Genomic DNA, 26,123 nt, shown 5'->3' with positions numbered 1-26,123 from the left:
TATTAATCAAAAATGCTTGACAGTATAACTTTTAAGTTGTATACTGAAAAAGTAGTAAGTAATTAAGGTAGTGAATCAAAGTTTTGTAAAATATTTTATTCTCTTAAATTAATTAGTTATCACAAAAAATAAAAATGTACAGTGGTACGGTTATTCTGCGGAATAACGAGGAGGATATTATGAGTAACGGAACAGTTAAATGGTTTAATTCTACTAAAGGATTCGGATTTATCACAGGAGAAGACAACAAGGACATTTTTGTTCACCAAAGTGCAATCCAACAAGAAGGATTCAGAACATTAGAAGAAGGACAAAAAGTTTCCTACGATGTTGAAGCTTCTGAAAAAGGCGACAGAGCAGTTAACGTAGTTAAATTATAATACAACAAGGTTCAATCATTTTGGTTGGACCTTTTTAATTTGTTCAAATGTGGGTATAAATGTACTGTAGGAACGTCGAAATAATTTTAAATCAAGAAAGGATTAACAATGGCAAACACAGAACAAAAAATTATGGATTTAATTCCAGAAGAATTGAAGAACAAATTACCGGGATTTTTACAAGGTAGTGCACTATCAGAAATTGTAAACAAAGTAAAAGAACAACACCCTGATCTTTACAAAAAAGTTGAAGAATCAGAAGGTCAAATCCCTGAAGATGTAAAACAAAAATTGACAGAAGTTTTCAACAACTTCACTCAACAAAAGTAATTAATAGGATATTCCAGTACGCGTGAAAATGTGTACTGGTTTTTTGTTTGTCAAAATATTACAAAATCTCATAAATGTGATATATTAGTATTAGATTTTTAAAAATTACGGGAGGAATAGTATGGATTTTGAAGAAGTAATCAAAAATCGATATTCTTGCAAAAAATATAGCGACAAAAAGGTAGAAAAGGAAAAATTGGACAAGATTTTGGAAGCTGGAAGACTAGCCCCAACAGCGAAAAACTTGCAAGAACATCATATTTATGTAATACAATCAGAAAAAAACTTGAAGAAAGTCGACGAAGTGACACCTTGTAGATATGGAGCAAGTACAGTTTTGCTTGTAACATTTGATAAGACAAACGTGTTTACATATCCTGGCGATAGAAGAGATTCTGGAATTGAAGATGCATCCATCGTCGCTACTCATTTGATGTTAGCAGCAAAAAATCAAGGATTGGAAAGTTGCTGGATTAATTTCTTGGATCCAGACATCACACACAAGAAGTTCCGTCTTCCTGCACAAGAAGAAGTGCTAATGATGCTAGACCTTGGATATCCTGCAGAAGATTCTGAAATCAATCCACTTCACGACAAAAGAAAAGATTTGTCAGAAACAGTAAAATTTATTTAAATTAACAAAACGAAAGGAAAACTAATGAACAAAAGAAAAATCGACGTAATGGACTACGCATCAGACATTGTCAAGGAACTACCGAAAGGAATATTTTTGAACACGAAAGCAAACGGCAAATTCAACAGCATGGCGATTGCATGGGGAACTATTGGCTACAATTGGAACAAGCCAGTGTTTGTTTGCTACGTTAGAGAAGGAAGATTTACAAGAGAATTATTGGATGCAAATCCAGAATTCACAATCAGCGTTCCAATCGGCTCCTACGACAAAAAAGTCATGAAAGTTTGTGGCAGTCAAAGTGGAAGAGATGTTGATAAAGTAGAAGAAGCGAATCTCACACTCGTTGAGCCAGAAACTATTTCTGTAAATGGAATCAAAGAACTTCCTTTAACTATTGAATGCAAACTTCTTTATCGTCAAGAACAGGATTTGTCCCTACTTCCAGACGATATTTTGAAAAGAAATTACCCACAAGATGTCGATAGCACAAATCCTGGCTCCAACAAGGATTTTCACATCACATATTTCGGAGAAATAGTCGACAGTTATATAATTGAAGATTAATCGTAAAACGACTCAGTCACATTGATGGCTAAGTCGTTTTTAAATTGCTCACTTGATAGAAATAATTTGCCAATTCTTCCGTACTTTCCACGCCACCTTTTCTAATCCAATGTAAAATAATTCCCGAATTCAACGACAAAAAAACCTCCGTAGAATAATCTTTCGGCAAGAACGGATGATTGTCAATCGAATGCTTCAACTCCGGAAGTGTTTCAATCAACGCCAACAAAAACTTCCTCAACATATCGTTGATGTAGTTGTAGCTATTCATCGTCAACGCGTAAATAAAATCGAAATCATCCTTTACATAATCGATAACTTTTTTGATGATATCGTAAGAATATTTGCTGCCGACCTTTTCCGACGTCAAAATCTCCTTCAATTCCTCGAAGATTTCCTCCACCAAATTATCCACCAAATCCATTTTATCATCGTAGTGCAAATAAAAAGTTCCACGATTGATATGAGCCTCTTTCGTCAATTCGCTCACAGAAATATCGTTCAAACTTTTTTCGTTCAACAAAATCGTCAACGCTTTTTTTAATTTGTCCCTGGTATCTGTTTCTCTAATCATAAAATCTCCTTAAATCAACAAACTGTTCACTATTGTTTTGTTACAATTCTACTTTTAATATAAAATAATTTATAAGATAAATCAACACATTGTTTATTTAAGAGGTGAAACATGGCATATATTGAAATGAAAAACAGCTATAAACGCTATAAATCAGGACAATCTGAAATAATTGCAAATAACGACATATCGTTTGAAATAGAAAAAGGAGAATTGGCGATTATTCTCGGCTCATCAGGAGCGGGCAAATCAACCGTCTTAAATATTCTCGGCGGAATGGATACAAACGATGAAGGAAATGTCCTCATAGATGGCAAGGACATCAGCACATTCAACGAAAAAGAACTCACAAATTACAGAAGAAATGACGTTGGATTTGTGTTTCAATTCTACAATCTTGTTCCCAATCTAACCGCCAAAGAAAACGTCGAGCTAGCATCTGAAATCGTAAAAGATGCGCTTGATGCAACAGAAGTTTTAAAATCAGTTGGCCTTGGAGAGAGAATTGACAATTTTCCAGCACAATTATCCGGAGGAGAGCAACAACGTGTCGCAATCGCACGTGCAGTTGCGAAAAATCCCAAGCTACTTTTGTGTGACGAACCAACTGGGGCTCTCGATTATCACACAGGCAAGCAAGTTTTGAAAATCTTGCAAGATATGGTTAGAAAAGAAGGAGCGACCGTTGTTATCGTTACGCACAACCAAGCGTTGGCTCCGATTGCAGACAGAGTTATTCACATGCACGACTCGAAAATTCGCGATGTCGTATTGAATTCAAATCCACAAAACATAGAAACGTTGGAATACTAAAATGAAGAAGAAAACATTAAACAAGACGATTTTTAAATCGTTTATAGAATCTAAGGGACGATTTTTGTCGATAATGTTGTTGATGATGCTTGGATCCATGACACTTGTAGCTCTCAAAGTCACAGGTCCTGACATCGACAAATCGGCTAACAAATACTACGAAGATTATAATTTGTCTGATGTCAATGTCATCAGCGATTACGGAATAACGACAAATGATGCGAAGGAGATCGACCAAATCAAAAACATCGCAGACGTTGAGTACGGATATTTCTCAGATGCGACGATAAATGACACGCCAACATCATTCAGAATATTTTCTAATACTAAAAACATATCTAAGTTCGAGCTAGTAAGTGGCAAATTTCCACAAAAAGTCGGAGACATAGCACTTACCGATCAATACAAAACTAAATACAAAATCGGAGATACAATCAAATTCAAAGAAAAAGACGAAGACAGTAAGATTTTGAAAAAAGAAGAATTCACAGTAACGGGATTCGTCAATTCTACGGAAATAATCTCCAAGACAGCTTTGGGAAATTCTTCTGCGGGATCTGGAAACTTGGAAGGATACGCAGTAGTAACATCAGACAACTTCGACACAGACGTCTACACTATTGCACGTGCACGCTTTCACGATGTACGTGGGCTTAATTATACAGACTCTGAATACACCAGAAAAGTCGACAAACATCAGAAACAACTCGATGAAATACTGAAAGATAACGGCAAACAACGACTCGAAGAAATCAAATCCAAGGCAAACGACAAAATCGCAAAATCCAAGAAGAAAATCGAAGATGCAAAAAAAGAAATAACTGATGCAGAGAAGAAATTATCCGACGGACAAAAGAAAATCGACGACGAAAAAGCAAAACTAGTATCGGCACAAAAACAAATCGCAGACAAGGAGTCCGTAATCAAGAATTCAAAATACCAAATCGAATCAGCAGAAAGTCGTCTTCAAGCAACCAAGAAACAATTAGACGATGCGAAAGTTCAGCTTAACAACGGACAAAAACAGTTGGATTCTAAGAAAAAAGAAGTCGAAGCAAACAGAAAGAAGTTATCACAATCAAAAACAACCCTTGATGCTACAAAAGCAAAGCTTGATTCATCAAACGCCCAAATCCAACAAGGAAAAGCAAAGCTACAACAAGCAAAACAAAACCTTGAACAAAAGAAAGCAGAACTCAAAAAACAGGGAATAAATCCTGAAATTGTTCCAGAAATCCAACAAGCTGAAAGTTCAATCGCAGAACAATCTAAAATGATACAACAATCCGAAGCTCAGTACAACCAAGGGTTGGCGAAGTACAATCAGGGAATTCAACAATACAAAGCCGGAATGAAAAAAATTGATGAATTCGACACAGCACAAACTAAACTATACGAAAAGAAGAAGCTCTATCAAAAATCTGTTGCTAAGTATGACGCTGGAAGAAATCAGCTTAACGCTTCCAAAACAAAATACAAGAATGGAATAATACAGCTGAATTCATCAAAAAAACAAATCCAAGAAGGACTTAACAAAATTTCCTCGTCACAAAAAGAACTCGACGACAATAAAAAAGAATTTGAAAATGAAAAGAAAAAAGCCGACGACAAAATCCAAGACGCAGAATCCAAAATTCACGATGCGCAAATCGAAATCGACGGATTGTCGCTTCCTGAATATTCGACATACACGAGAAGGACAATGCCGGGTGGCGACGGAATCAAAATGGTCGAAACGACATCATCGGGAATTACGAAAGTAAGTAACTTATTCCCGGTAGTCTTGTATCTTGTCGCAGCGCTAGTAACAGTCACGACAATGACAAGATTTGTCCAAGAAGAACGAAACAATGCAGGAATTCTGAAGGCATTGGGCTACAATGATACTGATGTCATCAAGAAATTCGTGTTGTACGGGCTAATCTCCGGAGGATTGGGCACGATTTTGGGAACGCTACTTGGAACGTACGCACTTCCGTACATTTTGTGCACGTCGCTTTTGGCAAATATGACCATACCACCAGTCAAGTACTATTTTTCATTAAAAATACTCGGACTATCAGTTCTATTCGCGATAATTTGCAGCGTGTTGCCAGCGGTTTACATCTCGGTCAAAGAACTAAGAGAAACATCAGCACAGCTCTTACTTCCAAAACCACCGACAAAAGGCTCCAAGATTTTCATGGAAAAAATCACACCATTGTGGAGTAGAATGACATTCACGCAAAAAGTCACAGCCAGAAATATCTTCAGATACAAGCAAAGAATGTTCATGACGATATTTGGAGTTGCAGGGTCTGTCGCACTATTATTTGCAGGACTAGGAATCTCATCATCAATTAAAGGCATCCAAACCAAACAATACGGACAAATCATACAATACGATGCAGTAGTTGCTAAGAAAGATTTCGTCACAGAAAAAGAACAAGCAAAAATCGATCAATTATTAAAATCAGATGATATTCAGGGCTACATTCCAATCCACTTTGAAAATATAACGAAAAACATCCCGGAAATTGAAGACGAACAAACAATAACCATGCTAGTCACACAAGCCGACACATTTTCGCCATATATCAATTTGGAACACAAAAACTCCGAAGACGCACTCAAAATAACGAATGACGGCATAGTTATATCGCAGAAACTAGCCGATTTGATGAAAGTGAATACAGGCGACACCATAACGCTGAAAATCGCAAACCAAGATAGAAAATTCAAAATCGCACAAATCACCAAAATGTACGCTGGACATTTTATCTTCATGAGTGATGATTATTTTGCGAAAATTACAAATGATAAACCGACAAACAACAGCTACTTCATTGCCCTCAAAGACAAATCAAAAACAAACGTCGAAAAAATCACAGCGAAATTCATGGCGTCAAACGGAATCAAAGCCGTGTCACAAAACACCAACGTCATCATCCAAGTTGAAACGATGACCAACTCGCTCACGAAAGTAATGACAGTGCTAACTATAATGTCGCTATTACTTGCAATAGTAATTCTGTATAACTTGACCAACATCAACGTAGCAGAAAGAATCAGAGAATTATCCACGATAAAAGTATTGGGATTTTTCAACAATGAAGTAACCATGTACATCTATCGTGAGACAATCTGCTTGTCGATTATTGGAATAATCGCTGGAATATTTGGTGGGAAAATACTTCACAAAGTAATCCTCGAAAAAGTTGCACCAGCGGAAATATTTTTCAACCCAAACATCGAAGTGTGGGTATACATCCTACCAGTGATTTTAGTAATTGTTATACTTTACGCACTGGGAGTAATAGTCAACCACAAATTGAAAAAAGTAGATATGCTTGAAGCATTAAAATCAGTAGATTAGTTATAGTAAGTAGAAAACCATATTTGCACGAATATCTAGATTACGAAAATAGATAAATTCTAAGCTAGCAATCCTAAAATCGCAAACTCGCTGAAGCTCAAACAGTGCGATTTCTTAACGGATTGCTTCGCTTGAATTTATAAATATTTTCTCCATATGATATTCTTAGCAAACATGGTAATCTACTTTTTTCAATTCTATAAAAAGGGAGGGGAGAGAGGAAGAAAACCGTGTTTACACGGAAATCTACTTTTTTCAATAACTACAAAACAAGAAAAGTCGTATTACATTCGTCTGGCTTACAAAAATTGGATAATTCTAATCTCAAAATCCTAAAATTTGAAGCACGCTTTGCTTACGCGGTCAAATTTTAGCCGGATTTTTTCGATTGAATTTTGCACAATTTTCTCCAGATGACTCATTTAGCTACGATCTTTTTTGTTTATTTTATTGCTAATTAATTCAGCCAAATTTTCTTATCTTTTTTTTTCACTCAAAACACTAACAACATTTCACCCCACACTCCAAAATCACCAATATTGTGGTAAAATAAACTAAAGAAATTATCGGGGGAGAAGGCTATGATTAAAAAAATCGTTAAGGTGGATTACAATGATAAATATGACGATGAGCTCGACAAGCTCAGAGTGTCTGTGTCGATGCTTTTACTTGAACGCGATAATTTGTTGTTTCATGAATGCAAGAATATTGAAGCTGAATACGTTCTGAAATTCGGAAAGCTTGAATACAAGGTCTATGAAGCGGAATGTGAGTATCGCAGGCTGAAAAGAAAGCTGGAATTAATTATAACTTCTCGCAATCACAACGAGCCTATTGATTTGGATACGATTGACGAACAACTTGAGAAAGAATTAGAGGAATTCTACAAGATACTTAACGCTAAGCTTGGAGAAATCGAAGATGCGAAAATTCGCCAAGGGTTACCGCGATTATCCGCTGAGGAAGATAAGGAACTAAAATCGCTCTACAGAAAACTAATTAAAAAACTACATCCGGACATGAATCCCAATGTCACAGAATACGAAAAGGAACTTTTCAACAAGGTTGTAGAATGCTACGAAAACGGGAACTTGCTTGAATTACAAATGATAGAAATATCATTGGAGGATAAATCAATCACAGTTGAAAATTCCCTTGAAGAAAAACAAAGACTCACCAAATTAGTTGACAAACTCACCTCACAAATTCAAGAAATCAAATCGACTTATCCATATATATTAAAAGAAACATTGGTAAACAAAGAAAAAACCATCGAACGATACAAGGAACTTAACGAAATGTTCGACAGGTATTCTTATGAAATACAAATATACACCGAAGAAATCGAAAACTTTCTGAAAGAGGAATAAAATGAGTGACATCATAAAAAAGAACAACGATTATTTGAGAATAAAATACACTGATGGACATGGCTTAGCTGGAATCAAACCGTTCCAACGTGATATTTTGCTGTTCGATACGCATATCGCAGGGACCACACACATCGAAGGAATGGACGAATTAGAAAAGCACATCCACATAGGAGATAGGCTGGAATTTTACAGACAACAGGACAACCCCTACGATGCTAACGCCATCGAAATCAGAAATGATATGAACGTAAAGATTGGATACGTACCAAAAGCTGACAACATTGTATTTTCACGATTAATGGACGCCGGTAAACTACTCTACGGCAAAGTAATATCCAAGGAAATATTGGATAATTGGGTCAAAATCCAAATCGAAATATATTTGCACGAAATATAGGAGAACGCAATGAACGTGATACTTACAAGCGACATAATGTCTCCTGACAAAAGACAACTTAACAGCCAAAATGGTTTTGTCGACAAAATCCACGAATACGTAGAGGATATCTACTGTCTGTACGTTCCATCAGATCCACACACACCACTTTTAACCAACACAATTAGCTCGCACCACAAAAGAGCCTTCGAAAAAAGTGGATTCACTGTAAAAGACTGGGAAGTACTATCCATTTACAAAAAATCAATCATACAACAGCTAATATCAAAATCTAACCTAATAATACTGGCAGGAGGTCACGTTCCCACACAGAACAAATTCTTCCATCACATACATCTTCAAAAATACATCAAAAACTACAACGGACTTGTAATAGGAATCAGTGCAGGGAGCATGAATGCAGCAGCAGAAGTATACGCACAGCCAGAAAATTTTGGCGAAGTCAAATCCACTCACTACCGTAGATTTCTCAAAGGACTAGGAATTGTGGATATATCTGTACTTCCACACTACAAAGAAATCAAACATCAACGAATTGACAACCAACGAATCATGGAAGATGTCACACTACCAGACAGCTACGGAAAAAAATTCTACGCCATAGAAGATGGAGCATATATCGTAGCCACAGAAAACATAATCTACGGAAATTGCTACGTCATAAAAGACGGCAAAATCAAAAAAGTATGTAACACTGGACAAACCGTAAATCTACGAGGAGTAAATTAATGACAGAATTTTTCAGATACAACGAAGATACCTACACCAATATCAACATAACATTACTAAGACTATCATTAGTCCTAGTAATTTTTTTGGCATACAAACTCAAACACAAAACCAACCTACTCAAACCAGCATTGTTTGTTGGATTGTTTGGTCAAATACTACTATTTGCATGGTACGCAGGAAATAATACACTTTTCATCAAAGAAGGATTGCCGCTGTTTCATTGCCGAATATCAGCAATCATGATGCTAATAGCTTACATCTTGAATAACGACAAACTAATGCGATACTTTGCGTGGCTCGGATTAATCGGAGCCATAATATCATTTGCATTCCCGGACCCTTCCAAATATCTGTGGCCGCACGTAACCAACCTTACCTACATTATCAATCATTTGATATTAGGATATTGTGGAGCGACAATATTATTCACAAAACAAACAACACTCAAACTAAAACATTCACTCATCATAACCGCCATAATGAACGCATTAATCATGACAGTCAACCTAATAATCCACACAAATTACGGATACCTAGTACAATTTCCACAATCAGTACCAGTGAAATTCACACCAAAAGTCACATTCCTAATAATGACATTAATCATCACATCTTTGATTACAATTGCAGAAAAAACACACAACAAATCATTTAAGAATCGACAACCCGAACCACAACTTACTATCCAACAATAATCGCATAATTCTAGGAGAAACAATGAACACAATCATCAAACTATTCGACAAGCTCACAACACAAGAACTATTTAACATCTACAAACTCCGAGTCGATGTATTCGTAGTTGAACAACGATGCCCGTATCACGAAGTAGACGACATCGACACAATCAGCCACCACATATATTTGCAAAACAACAACTCAAAAATCTTGGCTTACTGTAGATTGTACAAAATAGAAGACACATTCCACATCGGAAGAGTAATCGCATCAGAAAGAGGCAAAGGATACGGCACACAAATAATGAAATCAGCTATCGAGTTTGCAGAAAAAACACTTCACGCAGACACCATAATCATAGAAGCTCAAACCTACGCCCAAAAATTTTATGAAAAATTAGGATTCTCTCAAACCTCAGAACCGTTCGATGAAGATGGAATCCCACACATACAAATGAAATATATTGTAAGTTAAAACACGACAACACACCAAGGACAAAAAAACTTGGTGTTTTTTCTTTGAAAAAAATAAAAATAAGAGATAATTTTAAAAAAATTACAAAAAAGTTACAAAAACAAATCTCATTTATACTAACAATACCGATAGTTAACATCGAACAAACAGATACTTTAGCAAAACAGCGTAAACACAAAGCACCTGACATAAATCAAACAAACTCAAAATGAAATAACATTGTGCTGTAAGTACCACTGCTAGTAATAATTTTATAACGAAATTGACAGGTAAATATTTTCACAGATATCACAATATTCACATAACAACACTTCTAATAATTACCACACGAACATATAATAATAAATAAGGAAAGAAATCGAAAAAAATTAGAACATAAAAATCAAAAACAAACTCAAAAAAATAATTTAAATTAAGAGAAATCTACAAATACAAACCAAGAAAAACCAAGAATAAATACATCTAATATCAAAAAAACATAAAAAATCCATTAAAAATATGTAAAAACACAAAAATTTCCCGAAAAAAGGTTGAAATTTTAATTCATTATAGTATAATAAAAGTTACATAGACACACGTTATCATAAAGTGAAAGTTTACTAAGTTATATTTTAGATAAATCAGCACTAAACTTTTATTAAAAGGCTTGATTTATTAAATTATTTGATTTAAAATATAATTACAGATAAACAGTCATAAATGATATAAGTTTAAGTTTATGAAGGTTAAAAATTTTAGGAGGAATAAACCAATGAAATTAAACAAAAAATTATTGACAGCAGCATTAGCTGGTGCTTTAATCGTAACAGCAGTTCCAGCTGGAACATTCGCTGAAAAGAATTCTGCAGAAAATTCTTACACTGAAGAATTAAACTTAACTAAAGAACAAGCAGCTGCTAGATTGGATGAATTAGCAAAAGAAATCGCTGAATTATCAAAGAGAAGAGCAGCTATTGTAACTCAAGAATGGGCTTCAGGCCAAACTTCTGAAGGTCTAATTGAAAAATTACAAGCTCAAGAAGCAGCAGCAAAAGCTAAATACGAAAAAGCAAAAGCTAACTACGAAGCAGCTACAAAAGCTTGGGAAGCAGCAAAAGATGCTGAAGAAAAAGCTAGATTAGCTAAAATTGCACAAAAAGATAAATATGACGCTAAAGTTGGAGAATATTACAAGCAATTAAAAGAAGCAGAAGCAACTCGTGATGCAGCTAAAAAACAAGCTCAAAGAGAATACGATACTACAATTGCTAATATGCAAAGAAAATTCGAATCAGCTTCAGCAGCAGCTGATAAAGCATTGATTGAATTACACGCAGCTGAAAAAGCATTAGAAGAAGCAGAAGCTCAAAAACCAGCTGATGAAGCGCACATTACTGAAGCTAGAAAAGCTGTTGAAAATGCTAAATTAGAATTAGCAAAAGCTAATAATGCGGCTGAAAAAGCATCTAATGAAAGAACTGATGTTAAAAAAGCAGCAAAAGCAACTTTAGAACAAGCTGAAAAACAAGCTGATACTTTATATCAAGCTAAAAAACAAGAATTAGATAAAAAATATATCTTAAATGATAACTATGGAGATGCTGCAGCTGAATTAACTAAAATTGAAAGAGAAACAAAGAAAGTTAATAAAGCATATGATGATGCAAAAGCTAATACAAAAGCAGCTTATGAAAGCTATTTAGCAGCTAGAGATGCTTATGACAAGGCTTCTAAAGAATATGCAGTAGCTAATCAAAAAGCATACAAAGTTACTGAAGAATTAAAATCAATTGAAAAGAAATTAAAAGAAAAATATGTTAGAATTAACATTATCTTAAAAGATCAAAATCAAGGAATTAATTCTTTAACTGGCAAGTTAAATGCTGACATGATCAAAGAACTTGAAAACTTCTCACAATTAAGCAAGAGTGAACAAGCTGATGCAATTGCTAAGTTACAAAAAGAATTAGATAAACTTAAAGAAGAATACGATAAAACTAAAGACGAAATCAAAGAAGTTAAAACAGTTTACACTTACAAATTCGCAGTAAAAGACACAGCTGGTAAAGGTGTACAAGGATTAACATTAACTTTCACAAACATCGAAGATCGTTCAAAAGTTTACGTTGGAACTTCTGATGAAAACGGAGACATCATTGTTAAAGGTATTGCTGAAGGAACTTACAAGATTACAGTAACTAAAGTTCCAACAGGATACAAAGTAGTTCAAAAAGGTAAATTAGTTTCTGAAGTTAAAGGATTATTCAGACCAGAAGCTGAAGTAAAAGCTGAAAACAACGTTGAAGAAATATCTGAAAAAAAAGAAGAAGCTAAAGATACAGAAGTTGAAATTCCTGAATATGTAACTATCAAGGGTGGAAAAGAAGACAAAAAAGAAGAAAAAGATGACGAAAAAGTTATCGAAGGTGGAACAATCGTAGTTGAAAAAGAAAAAGACGACGAAAAGAAACCAGAAAACAACAAAAAACCAGAAAAAGAAGATAACAAAAAACCAGCTAAACCAGCTAAAAAAGTAAAGAAACAATTACCAAAAGCAGGTGCAGCAGCTGAAGCAGCTACAATAGCAGCAGCAGCAATGGCTACTATGGGTGGAGCTTATCTTTCACTTAAAAAACGTAAATAATTTACGCAAATAGATTATACTAAAAAGATTTAGAGAGGACGTCAGTCCTCTCTTTTTTTATGTAATAGATTGGTAACTTAATTTGAAATAAATTTTCGGGTTAAAAAAATTCTGTCCCAAAATGTCAAAAATCATAAAAATTCATATTGATTGAAAAACCACTTTATTTTTGTGAAAATATTGATACTTTTATTTTAATTAAGTCTAATTACTAATTTAGATTGAAAATAATAATTCATTTTACAATTTAAAACCAAATAGAATTAACATTACTAGTGAAAAAATAATGTTTAAAACAATATAAACTTAACAAATCAAACAAAAATTTAAAATCTTTAACTAATTTCAAAAAAACCATAATTTTTAAAAGAATAGGTGTTTTTTACTAAATGTGATAATTAGGAATATAAAAGAATAACGATACATTATTTAGCACGATAAAAACATATGCACAAATGTTGTCATAGACAGGTTGATTAACATGTAATCCCTATGAATCAGGATAATTCAACAAATAATAGATTTGTTTAATTTGCTTCCATTATGCTTGCATTTTTTATTCATTGTGGTAAAATATCCATACGAAGAGTTGATTTTTTTATTTAATGTTAGAAAACTTTTGAACAAATCATTCCTTTTGTACATTAGTTTACAAGCCGATTTCCGGGCTTTTCATTATTTAAAAAATAAAATTCTAAGTTCACAATTGTTGTGGTTTGCTTTTTAAAATGAGTTTAAAAGAGAAATATTACAAAAAAGTAACAATTTTTAATACGAAATTTTATTTTTGTCACAAAAACCAACCACCCAATAGAGAAAATATTCTAAGAAAGGAAAATGTAATGAATAACAAAAAGATATTTGAAAAAATCATTACCGAAAAAAGAGCCAAAAGCTCTAACGAAAGACCAAAATATGGTCTTAGGAAACTAACAGTAGGTGTAGTTTCATGCCTTTTAGGTTACATGATGTTCTTCACCCCAAACGTTGTTGCAGCTGAAAAAGTTGACCAACCACAAGCTGTAGAAGCTACAGTTGAATCAACGGAAGTTGCAAACACTGAAAACGTTGAAGAAGAATCAGAACAACCAAAAGAAGAAACTGCTGAAATTGCAGAAACTGAAAAACCAGTTTCTCACGTAGAAGCTTATTCTTCAAATGCAAAAGAAACAAATGCACAAGAGAGAACTGTTAGAACAACTGCAGAAGAAACATCTGAAGCAACAACTGAAGAAACAGCAGAAAAAACTACTGAATTCAAATTAACAGAAGAACAAAAGAAACAACTTTTTGACGCTGGATTTGATGAAGAACAAATCCAAAAGATTGAAAACGACATTAAATTAGAACTAGAAAAAGATGCTAATTACGATGTTGAAAAACACATCAAAGATGCTATAGAAAAACTAAATCAACCTGAATTAGCATTAGCACCAGAAAAAGAAACAGTAGCAGTGAGAGATGCAGCACAGCCAGAAGAATCAGAAGTAGGTAATAAAGCAAAAAATGCTGTTCATGCCTTTGTAGGTGTTCAAACAGGTGGAGACTTAAACTTACCATTAGCTGGTGCGACGGGTCAAGAATTTAAACCAATCGAAGGTGTTAGAGCATATTTCCAATGGTTTGAAGATGGTGGACATGTGTCTCCGGTTTATACAGCAGTATCAGATGCTAACGGTAGACTTAACATTGGTCTAAAACCATATATAGCAGGAGACGGAAAGCTCATTAAATTTGATGCTGACCCTACTGTATCAGCTGGTCACGAAAAGTATCGTTTCTGGGTAGACCAAACTACTATTCCAGAAGGTTACCAACTTCAATATATTACAGGTGAACAAGTAATATTTCCACAAGGAGCTGCCACTATAACTCAAGGTGGGTCAGGTTCAGACACTACTAAAAATACCCACGAAAACTGGAAGATCCTTTTAATGCAAAAGCCAAAAGCAGAAATGCATAGAACAGATGCTAAGGAAACACCGGTTCAATCTAAAACTGGTGGATATATGACTGGTAAAGTATCTTGGGACTATACATCAGGTGTTGGTGGAGTTCAATGGAATACTGTTGCAGACCACACAACTCCAGCTCCAGATGTAACTGTAAGGGCATCCTACCTATCTGACTATGCTATGAAGCAAATCTATAGTGCTGAAACAGCTAAGATTATGGGAGTGTCTGATGCATCTAAAATTAGAGGAAGAGGTTGGACATCAGCCCAAGAAGCAGACTTACAAAAGTGGGTTAAAGAACAAGTAGCCAAGGACCCAACAAAATGGATTGCAGAGACAGTAACTGCCAAGACTAATGCAGAAGGTGAATACATCCTTCAATTTAATGGTGTTTGGGGCTACAAACAAAATGCTGCTGTAGCTCAAGGCTATACTGAACAAGCAGGTAAGTTTGGTTGGACACAACAGGCTATTGATAGATTGGGAAATGTAGCAACTGAGGCAAGCGATGGTTCATTTGCAGATGCTGCACTGAATTATAACGAAAAGCACATCAACTACGACTGGATGTTTGTATCCACCGATGATACAGATGGTTTGCGTGTAATGACTCCTTATAATAACAACTACTACACTTCAATGAACTCCGACTGGGGTATTCACTCAGGTTGGTCAGGAACAGGTTTTGGTGTAGGTGTTACAAATGCTTTAACAAGAGTTCTAAGATCTGACTTTGCATTTGGTATAAACGATGTTAAATTCGACATCACTAACTATGATTCAGGTGCCAACACAGCCCTACCAGGAGACGTTGCTGAGACTAAGACAACAGGCTTACCATACTCAAAGACTTCTGAAAGATTCAGAATCGTTTGGTACGATCAAGACGGAAAGGTTGTTAAAGAAGGAAAGGCAGTTCAACCGGATGGAACAGGCCAAATCCCATCAGAACCTTTCGATACAACAGGTATAACTAAAACAACAGAACTTACAGCCAAACTTTACAGAGTTGATAAAAATGGAAAAGATAAAGAATTAATTGCTGTAGACTCTTTTGTAGTTAAAATATCTAACCTAGTTGCATCAAGATATGATGACTTCTCAATAAAAAATCCAAACCCTCAAAAGAACGGTATGTACGAAGCAGAAGGTCTTCCAGAAGGATTATCTATAGACCCAGCAAATGGTACTATTTCAGGAAAACCAACCAAGGCTGGTGAATATTCTGTAAAAGTCAGTACAACTATACAAGAGGAAAGTGGAGACATCAAGGGTTCAAGAAACTATGAAGCCCTAATAACAGACTCACCACTTGAAAATGGAGAAGTTGGGAAAGCATATAACCAAGAAGTTAAGCCACAAGCAATCGAAGGCTATGTATTTAAGAATGTTACTTCAAAATTCATAGATGGAAAAGCTATCGACGGTCTAACTATAGAAAATAACCAAATTACAGGTACTCCAACAAAAGAAGTTTCAGCAACTCAAACAACAGATGATGGAGCAATGGGACCAAACGTAGAAGTAACATATGACATCTACAAGCTAAACTCTAAGGGCGAAGAAGTTCTAGTTAAAAAAGATCACAAGGATTTAGTACCACTAGTAATAAAAGAAAAAACTGAACAAGAAGCTGATAAGTATACGCCAACATCAGATCCAGTAGAAAAAGATAAAGGAACAGCAGTAACAGAAAAAGACGTTACAGATGCAGTAAAAGTTCCAGATTTCAAAGAAAATCCAAAATTCCCTGGACAAACACCAAAGGTAACAGTAGATGATCCAAGTAAATTACCAGATGGAAACACAGTTGGTACAACAGATGTAGCTGTAACAGTAACATATCCAGACGGAAGTACAGATAAGTTAACAGTTCCAGTAACAATCAAAGATACAACACCAGCACCAACAGAAGCTGATAAGTATACACCAACATCAGATCCAGTAGAAAAAGATAAAGGAACAGCAGTAACAGAAAAAGACGTTACAGATGCAGTAAAAGTTCCAGATTTCAAAGAAAATCCAAAATTCCCTGGACAAACACCAAANGTAAATTACCAGATGGAAACACAGTTGGTACAACAGATGTAGCTGTAACAGTAACATATCCAGACGGAAGTACAGATAAGTTAACAGTTCCAGTAACAATCAAAGATACAACACCAGCACCAACAGAAGCTGATAAGTATACGCCAACTGTAGAAAAAGAAGAAGTAGAAAAAGGTGGAAAAGTTGACTTAACAGACAACGTAACAAACCTAGATAAACTTCCAGAAGGTACAACAGTTAAAGATGTAACTCCAGAAGGAGCAATTGATACAAACAAACCTGGCGATTACACAGGAAAAGTTGAAGTAACTTATCCAGATGGATCAAGTGAAGTAGTAGACGTACCAGTTACAGTAAAAGCTTGGAAAGACTTTTTCGATGCTGAAGGCGGAGAGCTAGTTGTATCAAAAGGTACAGATGTAACAGCTCATGATGTTTATGAGAAGGTTAAGCTCATTTACAAAGATCAAACATTTGTTGTGGATGATAAAAATAATATCTCACTTCCAATCGGCAATAAATCTAACGCATGGCTTTATGTAGATTCAAGTAAACTTCCTACTAAAGATAATGAAGCTGGAAAATATACCGAAAATGTAGTTATCACTTATCCAGATGGATCTAAACAATATGTACAAGTTATTGTAAAAGTGGTAGAAGGTCAAACAGACGCTGAAAAGAATCCAGCAGTTGAGCCAGAAAAAACAGAAGTTGAAAATAAAAAGAAACTAACTTCAGACGAAAAAGCTGAAGTAGAAAAGAAAGTTAAAGAAAAGAATCCAAAAGCTGACAAGGTAGAAGTAGGCGATGATGGATCAGTAACTATAACTTATCCAGACGGATCAACAAATACTTTGACTCCTGACCAAACTGTAGTAGAAAAGGGTAAAACTCAAACAGACGCTGAAAAGAATCCAGCAGTTGAGCCAGAAAAAACAGAAGTTGAAAATAAAAAGAAACTAACTTCAGACGAAAAAGCTGAAGTAGAAAAGAAAGTTAAAGAAAAGAATCCAAAAGCTGACAAGGTAGAAGTAGGCGATGATGGATCAGTAACTATAACTTATCCAGACGGATCAACAAATACTTTGACTCCTGACCAAACTGTAGTAGAAAAGGGTAAAACTCAAACAGACGCTGAAAAGAATCCAGCAGTTGAGCCAGAAAAAACAGAAGTTGAAAATAAAAAGAAACTAACTTCAGACGAAAAAGCTGAAGTAGAAAAGAAAGTTAAAGAAAAGAATCCAAAAGCTGACAAGGTAGAAGTAGGCGATGATGGATCAGTAACTATCACTTATCCAGATGGATCAACAAATACTTTAACTCCTGATCAAACTATAACTGAAAAGGGTGCAACTGATGCAGAAAAAGTTCAACCAAATCTACCAGAAAAAACTGGAGTTAAAGATCTTGATAAATTAACTGATAAGGAAAAAGAAAAAGTTAAGAAGAAGATTGAAGATGCTAATAAGGATAAGTTCCCAGAAGGAACAGAAGTATCAGTTGATGATAAGGGTAATGCAACAATCACATACCCAGATGGATCAAAGGATACTATCCCAGCAGAAGACCTTGTATTCAAATACAAGCATGGAGATCCAGAAATTGATAATAGACCAGAACTTCCAATCTCTGATATTATCGACCCAACTATTCCAGGAAAGACTGATGTAGGTGACAAAGATAACTTAACTGATAAGGAAAAAGAAGAAGTTAAGAAGAAGATTGAAGATGCTAACAAGGATAAGTTCCCAGAAGGAACAAAAGTAGACGTTGACGAAAAGGGCAATGCGACAATCACATACCCAGATGGATCAAAGGATACTATTCCAGCAGACAAGTTGGTTAATGAAAAATCTACTGGAGATAACCCAGGAACAACTCCAGGTGGCCCAACTGATCCATCAAAACCTGGCGACGGAAACAAACCTGGTGATGGAAACAAACCTGGCGACGGAAACAAACCTGGCGATGGTCAAAAACCTGGTGATGGAAACAAACCTGGCGATGGTCAAAAACCTGGTGATGGAAACAAACCTGGCGATGATCAAAAACCTGGCGATGGAAACAAACCTGGTGATAACAATAAACCATCAGACAAGAATATCGCTGATAAGGTAGATCCAACAGTTCCAGGAAAGACTAAGGTTGAAGATCCTTCTAACTTAACTAAGGACGAAAAAGACAAGGTTAAGGATTCTATTGAAAAGGCTAATAAGGATAAATTCCCACAAGGAACTAAGGTTGAAATCGGAAACGACGGATCGGCTACTATCACTTATCCAGATGGATCTAAGGATACTATCAAGGGTAGTGATTTAGTTGAAAAGATTGCCGATGCACCAACTAGACCTTCTAAACCTTCTAAACAAGACAAACCAGCTAAGAATTTACCAAAAGCAGGTATTGAATCAGAAGCTATGATGATGGCTGCTGCAGCTCTATCTACTTTGGGTGGATTGTATGTTTCAAAGAAGAAAAAAGAAGATGAAGAGTAAATTATAGATTTTAATTCTGTAGTTTATTGAACTGAAAATACCCGATCGTACGATCGGGTATTTTTATATGCAAAAATATTTGATTCTTAAAAACCCCAACCAAAAAAAGAGCCTATTACAGGCTCGCGTTACTTCGTTGGAGGTATTTCTTAAATTTTGTGAGTTCTTCTTGGTTATTGATTTGAATCCATTTGTGGGAGTAATGTTTTTTCATGTTGGCGTAGTTTTCGCGTTTTTCTTTGCTACGACCATCAATGAGTATCCACTTGATGAATTCAAAGTCTAGTTTTTCGGGGCAATTGTCTGGTAAACTTTCTCTGGTTTTGCCATGGTATTTGATGTAGCGTTTGATGGCTCTTGCAAGGCAATTGAATCTGTTGAAGTTGAGGAATATTATGATGTCAGATAGAGCTAGTCTTTCTGTTTTCTTGAGTTTATCATAGTTTCCATCTATTACCCAATCGTCTTGTTTCATAAAATTTTCTACTATGTTAATCGCTTCGTCAAGGTCACGTTCTTGCCAATTTTCTGTCATGTTTACTTGGTCAAGATGAAGCAATGGCAGATCGTATGTTTGTGATATGTTTTGTGCTAGTGTGGATTTTCCTGATGCAGAATATCCTATTATTGAAATTTTCAAAATTTTCTCCTTATATTAATATGATCATCTTCTATTATTATATATAATAATAAGTAGGTTGTCACGTTACTATTTTTGCGTTTGATGGTATAATGTAAGTAGTGATTTTTTGCGGATTTTTATGTGTATAAAAGTCTTAATATATGTTAAAATAATAATTGTTAATTAGGAGATGATAAGATGAAGAGATTGATACCTATTGCGATTTTGGTTTTGGTGTTGACGACGGGTTGCTTGAGAAAACCGGAACATTACGAATCGATGAGAAATACGGAAATAACAGAATCTGTGGAAGGTGAGTCTACAGAACAAGCTAAGCCTGGGGATTCAAAGCCGGAAGAAACTACTGAAAAGCCTTCTGAAGAAAATACTGATTCTAATAAACCAGAAGAATCTACTGAAAAGAAGACTATGAAGGTTACGACAGATGTTTTGAATATGAGAAGTGAAGCTAGCACTAATTCTTCTATTGTGACTAAGTTAAAAAAGAATGATGAGCTTAAGGTTATTGAAGAAACTAAGAATGATGATGGAACTACTTGGGTTAAGGTTGATTTTAATGGTCAAGTAGGTTTTGTTTCTAAGGAATTTTTGGGTGAGTAAATGATTGATGTTAATAGCAAGATAATGGCGGACATGAAGAATGGTTCGAGTAATATGGATCAGGCTATTGCGACTGCAATAGAATATGCGAGACTTGGTTACAAAAAGGTTGTGAGTGCCTCTGAGATTTCTACTAATGGAAGGGTTCTGACATCTGATGAAAAGCAACTTCTTATCGACAGGATTAATGAGGAACTTGATTATCAAAAGATTGATTTTCAAGTGTTATCGGGCAATTTGATGAGCTGTGATCCTAAGATGATGGAGTATTTTCACAATGATCTGATTAGTTCGATTAATTATTCCAGATATATTTTGCTGGAGCTTCCAAGTACAACTGAATACAAGGATTTGAATAAGTTTATATACGATATCCAAATCAAAGGATATGTTCCGATTATCGTTCATCCGGAAAGATGCAAGTATGTCCAAGAAAATCCAGATTATTTGATTTCTTTGAAGGAAAGGGACTGTTTGGTGCAATTGGATATGAGTTCTGTGGTTAAGCCTAAATCTAGCAGGTTGTTCAAGACTGCTAAGGAGTTGTTGGACAGACAAATGGTGGATGTTGTGGCTACGGAATCTGAAAATGCATATGAGGCAGAATATATTAGAGATGGGATTAAATCTCTTCATAAGATTATAGATTCGGATTATTTTGATTTGATTATGAGACTTAATCCACAACTTATTGTGGAAGATGAAAGAATAGACAGGATTCCTGTATTAGAGAAGAAGAGCGGTGGGGTTTTGTCGAAGATTTTTGGTAAGAGGAGATAAGATGAGAGATAACTTATTTGTAAGAACTTTGAGAAATAGATTTGTGCCTATTGTTATGGTGGCACTTTTGTTCGGGATTGCGATGATTTGCTACGATGTTATGTGGGTGAGACCTGTGTACAGTGTGGATTCCAAGGTTGTGGTGAGCGCGAAAAGTGGCAACACTTCTACTACTCAAATAGAAACTGTGAAGTCTTTGGTTAAGTCTAGAATGGTGTTGACTGAAGTGAAGCAAAACTTGAAGTTGAGATCAAATGTTGAAGATTTGGGAAAGAAAATCAGCATTTCAGATGAAAATTCAAAGATTGTTAGTATAAATGTTGAGGATACTGTTATTCAACGTGCAAGAGATATTGCGGATGAATTGGCAGATATCACTGTGAAGAACGATGCAGATGAATACAGTGTTAAGGTGTTGGAATACTCTTCTGCTCCATTACAAGCTGTGTCTCCAAATTTGGTTAAGGACACTTTGTTGGCATATGCTGTGGGATTTTTTATTTCACTGATAGCTTTTATGGTGAGAGAATCTCACGATGATGTCATGAGAGTGAATACTGATGTGGAAGATTTGGGAGTAAATGTTATTGGAGATATTCCTTATGTTGATGAAAGGGGTGCTATGATAGATGAAGGATAAGACTTTGTTTAATGAACAATACAAATATCTAAGAACTAATGTGAAGTTCGCAGGGGCAAATATTAAGTCTATCGTGGTTACTTCGGGATTTTTTGGAGAAGGTAAGACTTCTGTGGCTGCTAACTTGGCGAAAAGCTTTGCGTTGTCCAATCACAAGGTTGTTATTGTGGATATGGATTTGAGAAGACCAAGTTTGAGAAATTTCTATGATATTGACACTGAAATCGGCGTTACAAATGTCGTTGTAAATAAGATGGACTATAATCTTGCGATTAGTCACGACGAATCGATATGGGATTTGGATATTATTCACGCTGGAGCTATTCCACCAAATGCGAATGAGATTATTTCAAGTGAAGCTATGAAGAATTTCATCCGTATTTTGGAAGATAACTACGATTATGTGATTATCGATACTCCTCCAATCGAAGCTTATTCTGATGCTGTTGCGTTATCAGCGATTTGCGATGCGACTTTGTTGGTGTACAAGGTTGGAGAAACTAAGAAGAGCGACATCGAAAAATCAATCGATTCAATTAGAAATGTTAACGGTAATTTGATAGGACTTGTACGTATTAATGAAAAGTAATTATAGGCTGACTGATTTTACACGAATCAGTTGGCTTATTTTTTATAGAGAGGTAAATTATGATTGAAAACTTACGAGAAAAATCTCAAACGGTTTTGTTGAAGCCTTCTATTAGGGTTTTGTATCTGAGAAAACTACGAGATTCTGTGAAAAATCATAGAGAAGAGATAATCTCGGCTTTGAAGGGAGATATCGGAAAAAGCGAATATGAGGGTTTCATGACAGAGTATGCAACTGTGATGCAGGAGCTTAATTTCTTCATTAATAACACTGTAAAACTTGCACAAGCTAAGAATACTTCTTTTGATTTGCTGACTTTTCCAAACAAAACGGAAATCAGAAACAGAGCTTTCGGGGTATGTTTGATTATTAGTCCGTGGAATTATCCTTTTAATTTGAGTATGATTCCTGTGATTGATGCCATTGCCGCTGGAAATAGTGTTTATTTGATGATGAGTAGAAAAAATCCTAAGATTAGGGAACTTATGAAAGAGGTTTTGAAGCCTGTGGAGGATGTAGTTCATCTTGAAAATGACAAAAGCTACGATGAGGTGTTGGAAGAAGAGTTTGACTTCTATTTCTTCACTGGTAGCAAAAACAGAGGACGAGCTGTGTATAAAAAAGCGGCTGAGAATTTGAAGCCTTGTGTGTTGGAGTTGGGTGGCAAAAGTCCTTGTATTGTGGACAAGGATGTCGATTTACAAGATACAGCGAAGAAGATTTGCTGGGCGAAGTTCACAAATTCTGGACAAACTTGTGTGGCTGTTGATTATTTGGTGGTTGAAGAAAGCATCAAAGATAGGCTTATGCATTATATACTGAAGGAGATTGATGAGAATTATTCTGATATTTCAGAGATGTCTAGGATAAAAACGAAGGCAAAATACGATGAGTTCAGAAAAATTATGATGGATAGAACGGACAGAATCGGTGGGAAATACCACGATGATGAGATGATTATTGAACCGTGTGTGTTCACTGATGCGACTTTTAATGATGAGATAATGAAAGACGAGATATTTGGGCCTTTACTTCCTGTGATTTCATACACTGATATTGATGCGATGTTGATGCATATAAGAAGAATGGACAATCCGTTGGCTTTTTATGTGTTCACTAAGGACAAGAAATTGTGCGATTATATCACTAATTCTGTGGGATTTGGCGGAGGATGTATCAATGATTGTATGATGCACATCTCCAACAACAAGGCGCCTTTCGGTGGATTTGGGAATAGTGGACTTGGACATTACCATGGGAAATGGGGATTTGACACTTTTTCACACAAACAATCGGTCTATGTTTCCAGAAAAGTCGACAATCCATTTAGATTCAAACCATTTACGGACAAAAAGCTTAATTTAATGAAAAAATTCCTCGGCTAATTAAGACGAATACTACAAGATAAATTAGTGAAATAATTGGGATTGCTATGGTGAATTTCTTCTTGTATAGTTTGTGCTTGAAGATTATCATGGAGCTCATTGCTCCGATGAAGCCTGCGAGTATGCACAAGAGTATCAGAAAATTTTCAGAAATTCGGTATTTGTTGTGAATGGCTTTCCTTTTATCTATGAGGAAGGCTAGGAAAGTTATTAAATTTATTGTTAAAAAATATATACTAAACATTACATCACCCAAAATTATTGTACCATAAGGAGAGATATGAGATTAGATAGAATGCTTAGCGAGATGAAGATCGCAACGAGAAAAGAGATAAAACAAATGGTGAAGAAGGGGATTATCACGGTGAATGATGTGACTGTGAAGAAGTCTTCTGAGCATATAGACGAAAATAATGACGTGGTGAAAATCTACGACGAGGTCATTGAGTACAGAAAGTATTTGTATTTCGTGATGAACAAGAGAAAAGGTGTTACGAGTCATTCGAAAGATCCTATGCACAAGACTGTGATTGACGATATGGGAGAGCTTTGTGTGTTTGATTTGAACCCTGTGGGAAGACTTGATTTGGATACGACAGGGCTTTTGATTATAACGAACGACGGGAAATTTGCTCATAATTTGATATCTCCAAAGAAAGATGTATCTAAGAAGTACAAGGTTACTTTGAGAGATAAGGTCGATGAGAAATACAACGACACATTCGAAAAAGGCATCAAGCTTATGCCGGAAGATATCATAACGAAACCTGCTATGATGGAAATTATCGACGATTATAATTGTTACCTTACAATAAAGGAGGGTAAATATCACCAAGTCAAAAGAATGTTCGAAAAAGTTGGCAATGAAGTTGTAGAACTTAAGAGGGTACAAATAGGCGATTTTATGTTGCCAGATGATTTGGAAGAGGGAGACTTCAGAGAACTTACTGATGAGGAGTTAAAAATCCTTGGGCTAGAAGAAGAATAAAGAAAAAATCTCAATTTAACGTAAAAGTTGAATTGAGATTTTATTTTGTGCGCCTTTTTTTGAGGACGTATTTGTATAATGTGTCGAAAAACAAAAACAACGAATAAGCACCAGGGTCGATTACACCAACGGAGTAGATTGCGTTGTGACGTGCTTTTCCTTTCTTGGCAGACATTTCTGATGTTTGTTCACAAGCTATCTTGCAATCTACACTTATTTTTTTCATTAATCTAATTGTGTTTTCATTTTTATTTTTTTCAAAGCTTTCAGATGCAGCGTGAATGCAATCTAGAACTGTCTTGTCATTTAGCTTACAATTTCCAACTAGTTTCACAGATTCATTTGTAATTTTTAAAATTTCTCCGAACATTTCACGATCCAAGTAATCCTTATCTTTTGTGTATACAGAAATCTTATCAAAAACATATGAGTATATAGGTGCAGTGGCACCTTTTACTTTGTATGTAAATAGAAATGATAGATTTTTGAACTGCGTAGAAATATCTTCATCTTTAAAATCGGGAAATTGTATAAAAAGTTCGCCGAAACCATTATTAAGGTTGCTACCGTGATCTCTGTTACTCAAATTCTCATCCAATTTATTTAATAGGGAGCAATTAATCATCAAACATTCCTGATACATCTCGAAAACTTTGTAAATATCATAATTTGTAAATCCCATAAGCACCCCTTTCTTACTTATTATTATACATGATTACAGAAAATTTTAAAAAAATTTCAAAAAACACTTGACAAGTATGATTTAGGAGCGTATACTGTAATAGTTGTCTGAGAGAGACGTAACAAAAACTTGATTAAGTTTACAAGAATTTAAAAAAGTTTTAAAAAAGTCTTGACAAGCTAAAAAAAGTATAGTATACTTTAATAGTTGTCACTTGAGGCAACGAAATAATTTAACAAAGAACCTTAATAAATTAAATAAAGTAAATACTTTGAGAGAAGTACAAACCAAACAATAATTCGGTGAGAATAAAAAGCAAAAGTCAGCTGAAAAGCTAGCTTCAAACAAACATTAAATTGAGAGTTTGATCCTGGCTCAGGACGAACG

Annotated in this window: 24 protein-coding genes; 20 read left to right on the top strand and 4 right to left on the bottom strand. The window is 35.2% G+C overall.

The window, feature by feature from the left end; all coding sequences use genetic code 11:
* Window positions 1–179 precede the first annotated feature (179 nt).
* The 4 genes from GKG01_RS07805 to GKG01_RS07790 all read left to right on the top strand — a co-directional run bounded on the left by GKG01_RS07805 (window position 180) and on the right by GKG01_RS07790 (window position 1,911).
* Window positions 180–380 (top strand): cold-shock protein, encoded by a 201-nt coding sequence (locus GKG01_RS07805; protein ID WP_035108999.1) that lies wholly within the window; start codon window positions 180–182, stop codon window positions 378–380.
* A gap of 108 nt (window positions 381–488) precedes the next feature.
* On the top strand, window positions 489–710 hold the full coding sequence (locus GKG01_RS07800) for a hypothetical protein (RefSeq protein WP_094206192.1): 222 nt from the start codon (window positions 489–491) through the stop codon (window positions 708–710).
* Window positions 711–831: 121 nt separating this feature from the next.
* Window positions 832–1,344, top strand: coding sequence for a nitroreductase family protein (locus tag GKG01_RS07795; RefSeq protein ID WP_154271984.1), 513 nt, complete (start codon window positions 832–834; stop codon window positions 1,342–1,344).
* A gap of 24 nt (window positions 1,345–1,368) precedes the next feature.
* Window positions 1,369–1,911, top strand: coding sequence for a flavin reductase (locus GKG01_RS07790; protein WP_154271983.1), 543 nt, complete (start codon window positions 1,369–1,371; stop codon window positions 1,909–1,911).
* A 28-nt stretch (window positions 1,912–1,939) separates the two neighbouring features.
* Here the strand turns inward: GKG01_RS07790 and GKG01_RS07785 are convergent, their stop codons facing one another.
* Window positions 1,940–2,485 carry a TetR/AcrR family transcriptional regulator gene (locus GKG01_RS07785; RefSeq protein WP_154271982.1) on the bottom strand — a complete coding sequence of 182 codons (546 nt, stop codon included), beginning with the start codon at window positions 2,483–2,485 and terminating at the stop codon, window positions 1,940–1,942.
* Window positions 2,486–2,596: 111 nt separating this feature from the next.
* Here GKG01_RS07785 and GKG01_RS07780 point away from each other — a divergent pair, with 111 nt between their 5' ends.
* The 10 genes from GKG01_RS07780 to GKG01_RS09285 all read left to right on the top strand — a co-directional run bounded on the left by GKG01_RS07780 (window position 2,597) and on the right by GKG01_RS09285 (window position 19,429).
* Window positions 2,597–3,298, top strand: coding sequence for an ABC transporter ATP-binding protein (locus tag GKG01_RS07780; protein ID WP_154271981.1), 702 nt, complete (start codon window positions 2,597–2,599; stop codon window positions 3,296–3,298).
* Window position 3,299: 1 nt separating this feature from the next.
* Complete coding sequence (locus tag GKG01_RS07775; RefSeq protein ID WP_154271980.1) at window positions 3,300–6,653, top strand: ABC transporter permease; 3,354 nt, start codon at window positions 3,300–3,302, stop codon at window positions 6,651–6,653.
* Between the two features lie 581 nt (window positions 6,654–7,234).
* Window positions 7,235–8,023 carry a DnaJ domain-containing protein gene (locus GKG01_RS07770; RefSeq protein WP_154271979.1) on the top strand — a complete coding sequence of 263 codons (789 nt, stop codon included), beginning with the start codon at window positions 7,235–7,237 and terminating at the stop codon, window positions 8,021–8,023.
* A 1-nt stretch (window position 8,024) separates the two neighbouring features.
* On the top strand, window positions 8,025–8,423 hold the full coding sequence (locus GKG01_RS07765; RefSeq protein WP_154254838.1) for an HIRAN domain-containing protein: 399 nt from the start codon (window positions 8,025–8,027) through the stop codon (window positions 8,421–8,423).
* 9 nt (window positions 8,424–8,432) lie between these two features.
* Window positions 8,433–9,152, top strand: coding sequence for a Type 1 glutamine amidotransferase-like domain-containing protein (locus GKG01_RS07760; RefSeq protein ID WP_154271978.1), 720 nt, complete (start codon window positions 8,433–8,435; stop codon window positions 9,150–9,152).
* Window positions 9,152–9,850, top strand: a complete 699-nt coding sequence (locus GKG01_RS07755; RefSeq protein WP_154271977.1) for a YwaF family protein — start codon at window positions 9,152–9,154, stop codon at window positions 9,848–9,850. The genes GKG01_RS07760 and GKG01_RS07755 overlap by 1 nt, the downstream gene beginning before the upstream one ends.
* 22 nt (window positions 9,851–9,872) lie before the next feature.
* Complete coding sequence (locus tag GKG01_RS07750; RefSeq protein WP_154271976.1) at window positions 9,873–10,307, top strand: GNAT family N-acetyltransferase; 435 nt, start codon at window positions 9,873–9,875, stop codon at window positions 10,305–10,307.
* Between the two features lie 751 nt (window positions 10,308–11,058).
* Entirely contained in the window at window positions 11,059–12,930 is a 1,872-nt protein-coding gene (faf, locus tag GKG01_RS07745; protein ID WP_172975110.1) for an adhesion factor FAF, read from the top strand.
* Window positions 12,931–13,772: 842 nt separating this feature from the next.
* The gene (locus GKG01_RS07740) at window positions 13,773–16,976 is read left to right on the top strand and encodes a Rib/alpha-like domain-containing protein (protein ID WP_172980585.1); all 3,204 of its coding nucleotides are present in this window, start codon (window positions 13,773–13,775) and stop codon (window positions 16,974–16,976) included.
* Between the two features lie 437 nt (window positions 16,977–17,413).
* On the top strand, window positions 17,414–19,429 hold the full coding sequence (locus tag GKG01_RS09285; protein ID WP_154274626.1) for a Rib/alpha-like domain-containing protein: 2,016 nt from the start codon (window positions 17,414–17,416) through the stop codon (window positions 19,427–19,429).
* Between the two features lie 115 nt (window positions 19,430–19,544).
* On the opposite strand, the gene GKG01_RS07720 is transcribed toward GKG01_RS09285, so the two are convergent.
* On the bottom strand, window positions 19,545–20,069 hold the full coding sequence (locus GKG01_RS07720) for a DNA topology modulation protein (RefSeq protein ID WP_154271973.1): 525 nt from the start codon (window positions 20,067–20,069) through the stop codon (window positions 19,545–19,547).
* A 180-nt stretch (window positions 20,070–20,249) separates the two neighbouring features.
* On the opposite strand from GKG01_RS07720, the gene GKG01_RS07715 reads away from it, so the two are divergent.
* From GKG01_RS07715 to GKG01_RS07695, 5 genes are read left to right on the top strand one after another with little or no spacing between them, the layout of a single operon-like run.
* Entirely contained in the window at window positions 20,250–20,672 is a 423-nt protein-coding gene (locus GKG01_RS07715; RefSeq protein WP_154271972.1) for an SH3 domain-containing protein, read from the top strand.
* Window positions 20,673–21,452 (top strand): CpsB/CapC family capsule biosynthesis tyrosine phosphatase, encoded by a 780-nt coding sequence (locus GKG01_RS07710; RefSeq protein ID WP_154271971.1) that lies wholly within the window; start codon window positions 20,673–20,675, stop codon window positions 21,450–21,452. It begins immediately after the preceding gene.
* A gap of 1 nt (window position 21,453) precedes the next feature.
* On the top strand, window positions 21,454–22,092 hold the full coding sequence (locus tag GKG01_RS07705; protein WP_154271970.1) for a Wzz/FepE/Etk N-terminal domain-containing protein: 639 nt from the start codon (window positions 21,454–21,456) through the stop codon (window positions 22,090–22,092).
* The gene (locus GKG01_RS07700; RefSeq protein WP_094207647.1) at window positions 22,082–22,681 is read left to right on the top strand and encodes a CpsD/CapB family tyrosine-protein kinase; all 600 of its coding nucleotides are present in this window, start codon (window positions 22,082–22,084) and stop codon (window positions 22,679–22,681) included. Before GKG01_RS07705 ends, GKG01_RS07700 begins: the two co-directional genes overlap by 11 nt.
* A gap of 59 nt (window positions 22,682–22,740) precedes the next feature.
* On the top strand, window positions 22,741–24,066 hold the full coding sequence (locus tag GKG01_RS07695; protein WP_154271969.1) for an aldehyde dehydrogenase family protein: 1,326 nt from the start codon (window positions 22,741–22,743) through the stop codon (window positions 24,064–24,066).
* Here the strand turns inward: GKG01_RS07695 and GKG01_RS07690 are convergent.
* Window positions 24,038–24,310: a DUF1294 domain-containing protein gene (locus GKG01_RS07690; RefSeq protein WP_154271968.1), complete on the bottom strand. Its 273-nt coding sequence runs from the start codon at window positions 24,308–24,310 to the stop codon at window positions 24,038–24,040. The genes GKG01_RS07695 and GKG01_RS07690 overlap by 29 nt on opposite strands.
* 36 nt (window positions 24,311–24,346) lie before the next feature.
* Here GKG01_RS07690 and GKG01_RS07685 point away from each other — a divergent pair, with 36 nt between their 5' ends.
* On the top strand, window positions 24,347–25,054 hold the full coding sequence (locus GKG01_RS07685) for a pseudouridine synthase (RefSeq protein ID WP_154271967.1): 708 nt from the start codon (window positions 24,347–24,349) through the stop codon (window positions 25,052–25,054).
* 40 nt (window positions 25,055–25,094) lie between these two features.
* Here the strand turns inward: GKG01_RS07685 and GKG01_RS07680 are convergent, their stop codons facing one another.
* Window positions 25,095–25,736: a dihydroxyacetone kinase subunit L gene (locus GKG01_RS07680; protein ID WP_154271966.1), complete on the bottom strand. Its 642-nt coding sequence runs from the start codon at window positions 25,734–25,736 to the stop codon at window positions 25,095–25,097.
* Window positions 25,737–26,123 lie beyond the last annotated feature (387 nt).

Source organism: Finegoldia sp. BIOML-A4, assembly GCF_009679635.1.
In the GTDB taxonomy this organism is placed as follows: Bacteria; Bacillota; Clostridia; order Tissierellales; family Peptoniphilaceae; genus Finegoldia; species Finegoldia magna.
This window is presented reverse-complemented; position numbering and strand designations above follow the sequence as displayed.

Coding starts and splice junctions, on each gene's coding strand:
- GKG01_RS07805 (WP_035108999.1), top strand. CDS start 180: ATGAGTAACGGAACAGTTAAATGGTTTAATTCTACTAAAGGATTCGGA.
- GKG01_RS07800 (WP_094206192.1), top strand. CDS start 489: ATGGCAAACACAGAACAAAAAATTATGGATTTAATTCCAGAAGAATTG.
- GKG01_RS07795 (WP_154271984.1), top strand. CDS start 832: ATGGATTTTGAAGAAGTAATCAAAAATCGATATTCTTGCAAAAAATAT.
- GKG01_RS07790 (WP_154271983.1), top strand. CDS start 1,369: ATGAACAAAAGAAAAATCGACGTAATGGACTACGCATCAGACATTGTC.
- GKG01_RS07785 (WP_154271982.1), bottom strand. CDS start 2,485: ATGATTAGAGAAACAGATACCAGGGACAAATTAAAAAAAGCGTTGACG.
- GKG01_RS07780 (WP_154271981.1), top strand. CDS start 2,597: ATGGCATATATTGAAATGAAAAACAGCTATAAACGCTATAAATCAGGA.
- GKG01_RS07775 (WP_154271980.1), top strand. CDS start 3,300: ATGAAGAAGAAAACATTAAACAAGACGATTTTTAAATCGTTTATAGAA.
- GKG01_RS07770 (WP_154271979.1), top strand. CDS start 7,235: ATGATTAAAAAAATCGTTAAGGTGGATTACAATGATAAATATGACGAT.
- GKG01_RS07765 (WP_154254838.1), top strand. CDS start 8,025: ATGAGTGACATCATAAAAAAGAACAACGATTATTTGAGAATAAAATAC.
- GKG01_RS07760 (WP_154271978.1), top strand. CDS start 8,433: ATGAACGTGATACTTACAAGCGACATAATGTCTCCTGACAAAAGACAA.
- GKG01_RS07755 (WP_154271977.1), top strand. CDS start 9,152: ATGACAGAATTTTTCAGATACAACGAAGATACCTACACCAATATCAAC.
- GKG01_RS07750 (WP_154271976.1), top strand. CDS start 9,873: ATGAACACAATCATCAAACTATTCGACAAGCTCACAACACAAGAACTA.
- faf (WP_172975110.1), top strand. CDS start 11,059: ATGAAATTAAACAAAAAATTATTGACAGCAGCATTAGCTGGTGCTTTA.
- GKG01_RS07715 (WP_154271972.1), top strand. CDS start 20,250: ATGAAGAGATTGATACCTATTGCGATTTTGGTTTTGGTGTTGACGACG.
- GKG01_RS07710 (WP_154271971.1), top strand. CDS start 20,673: ATGATTGATGTTAATAGCAAGATAATGGCGGACATGAAGAATGGTTCG.
- GKG01_RS07705 (WP_154271970.1), top strand. CDS start 21,454: ATGAGAGATAACTTATTTGTAAGAACTTTGAGAAATAGATTTGTGCCT.
- GKG01_RS07700 (WP_094207647.1), top strand. CDS start 22,082: ATGAAGGATAAGACTTTGTTTAATGAACAATACAAATATCTAAGAACT.
- GKG01_RS07695 (WP_154271969.1), top strand. CDS start 22,741: ATGATTGAAAACTTACGAGAAAAATCTCAAACGGTTTTGTTGAAGCCT.
- GKG01_RS07690 (WP_154271968.1), bottom strand. CDS start 24,310: ATGTTTAGTATATATTTTTTAACAATAAATTTAATAACTTTCCTAGCC.
- GKG01_RS07685 (WP_154271967.1), top strand. CDS start 24,347: ATGAGATTAGATAGAATGCTTAGCGAGATGAAGATCGCAACGAGAAAA.
- GKG01_RS07680 (WP_154271966.1), bottom strand. CDS start 25,736: ATGGGATTTACAAATTATGATATTTACAAAGTTTTCGAGATGTATCAG.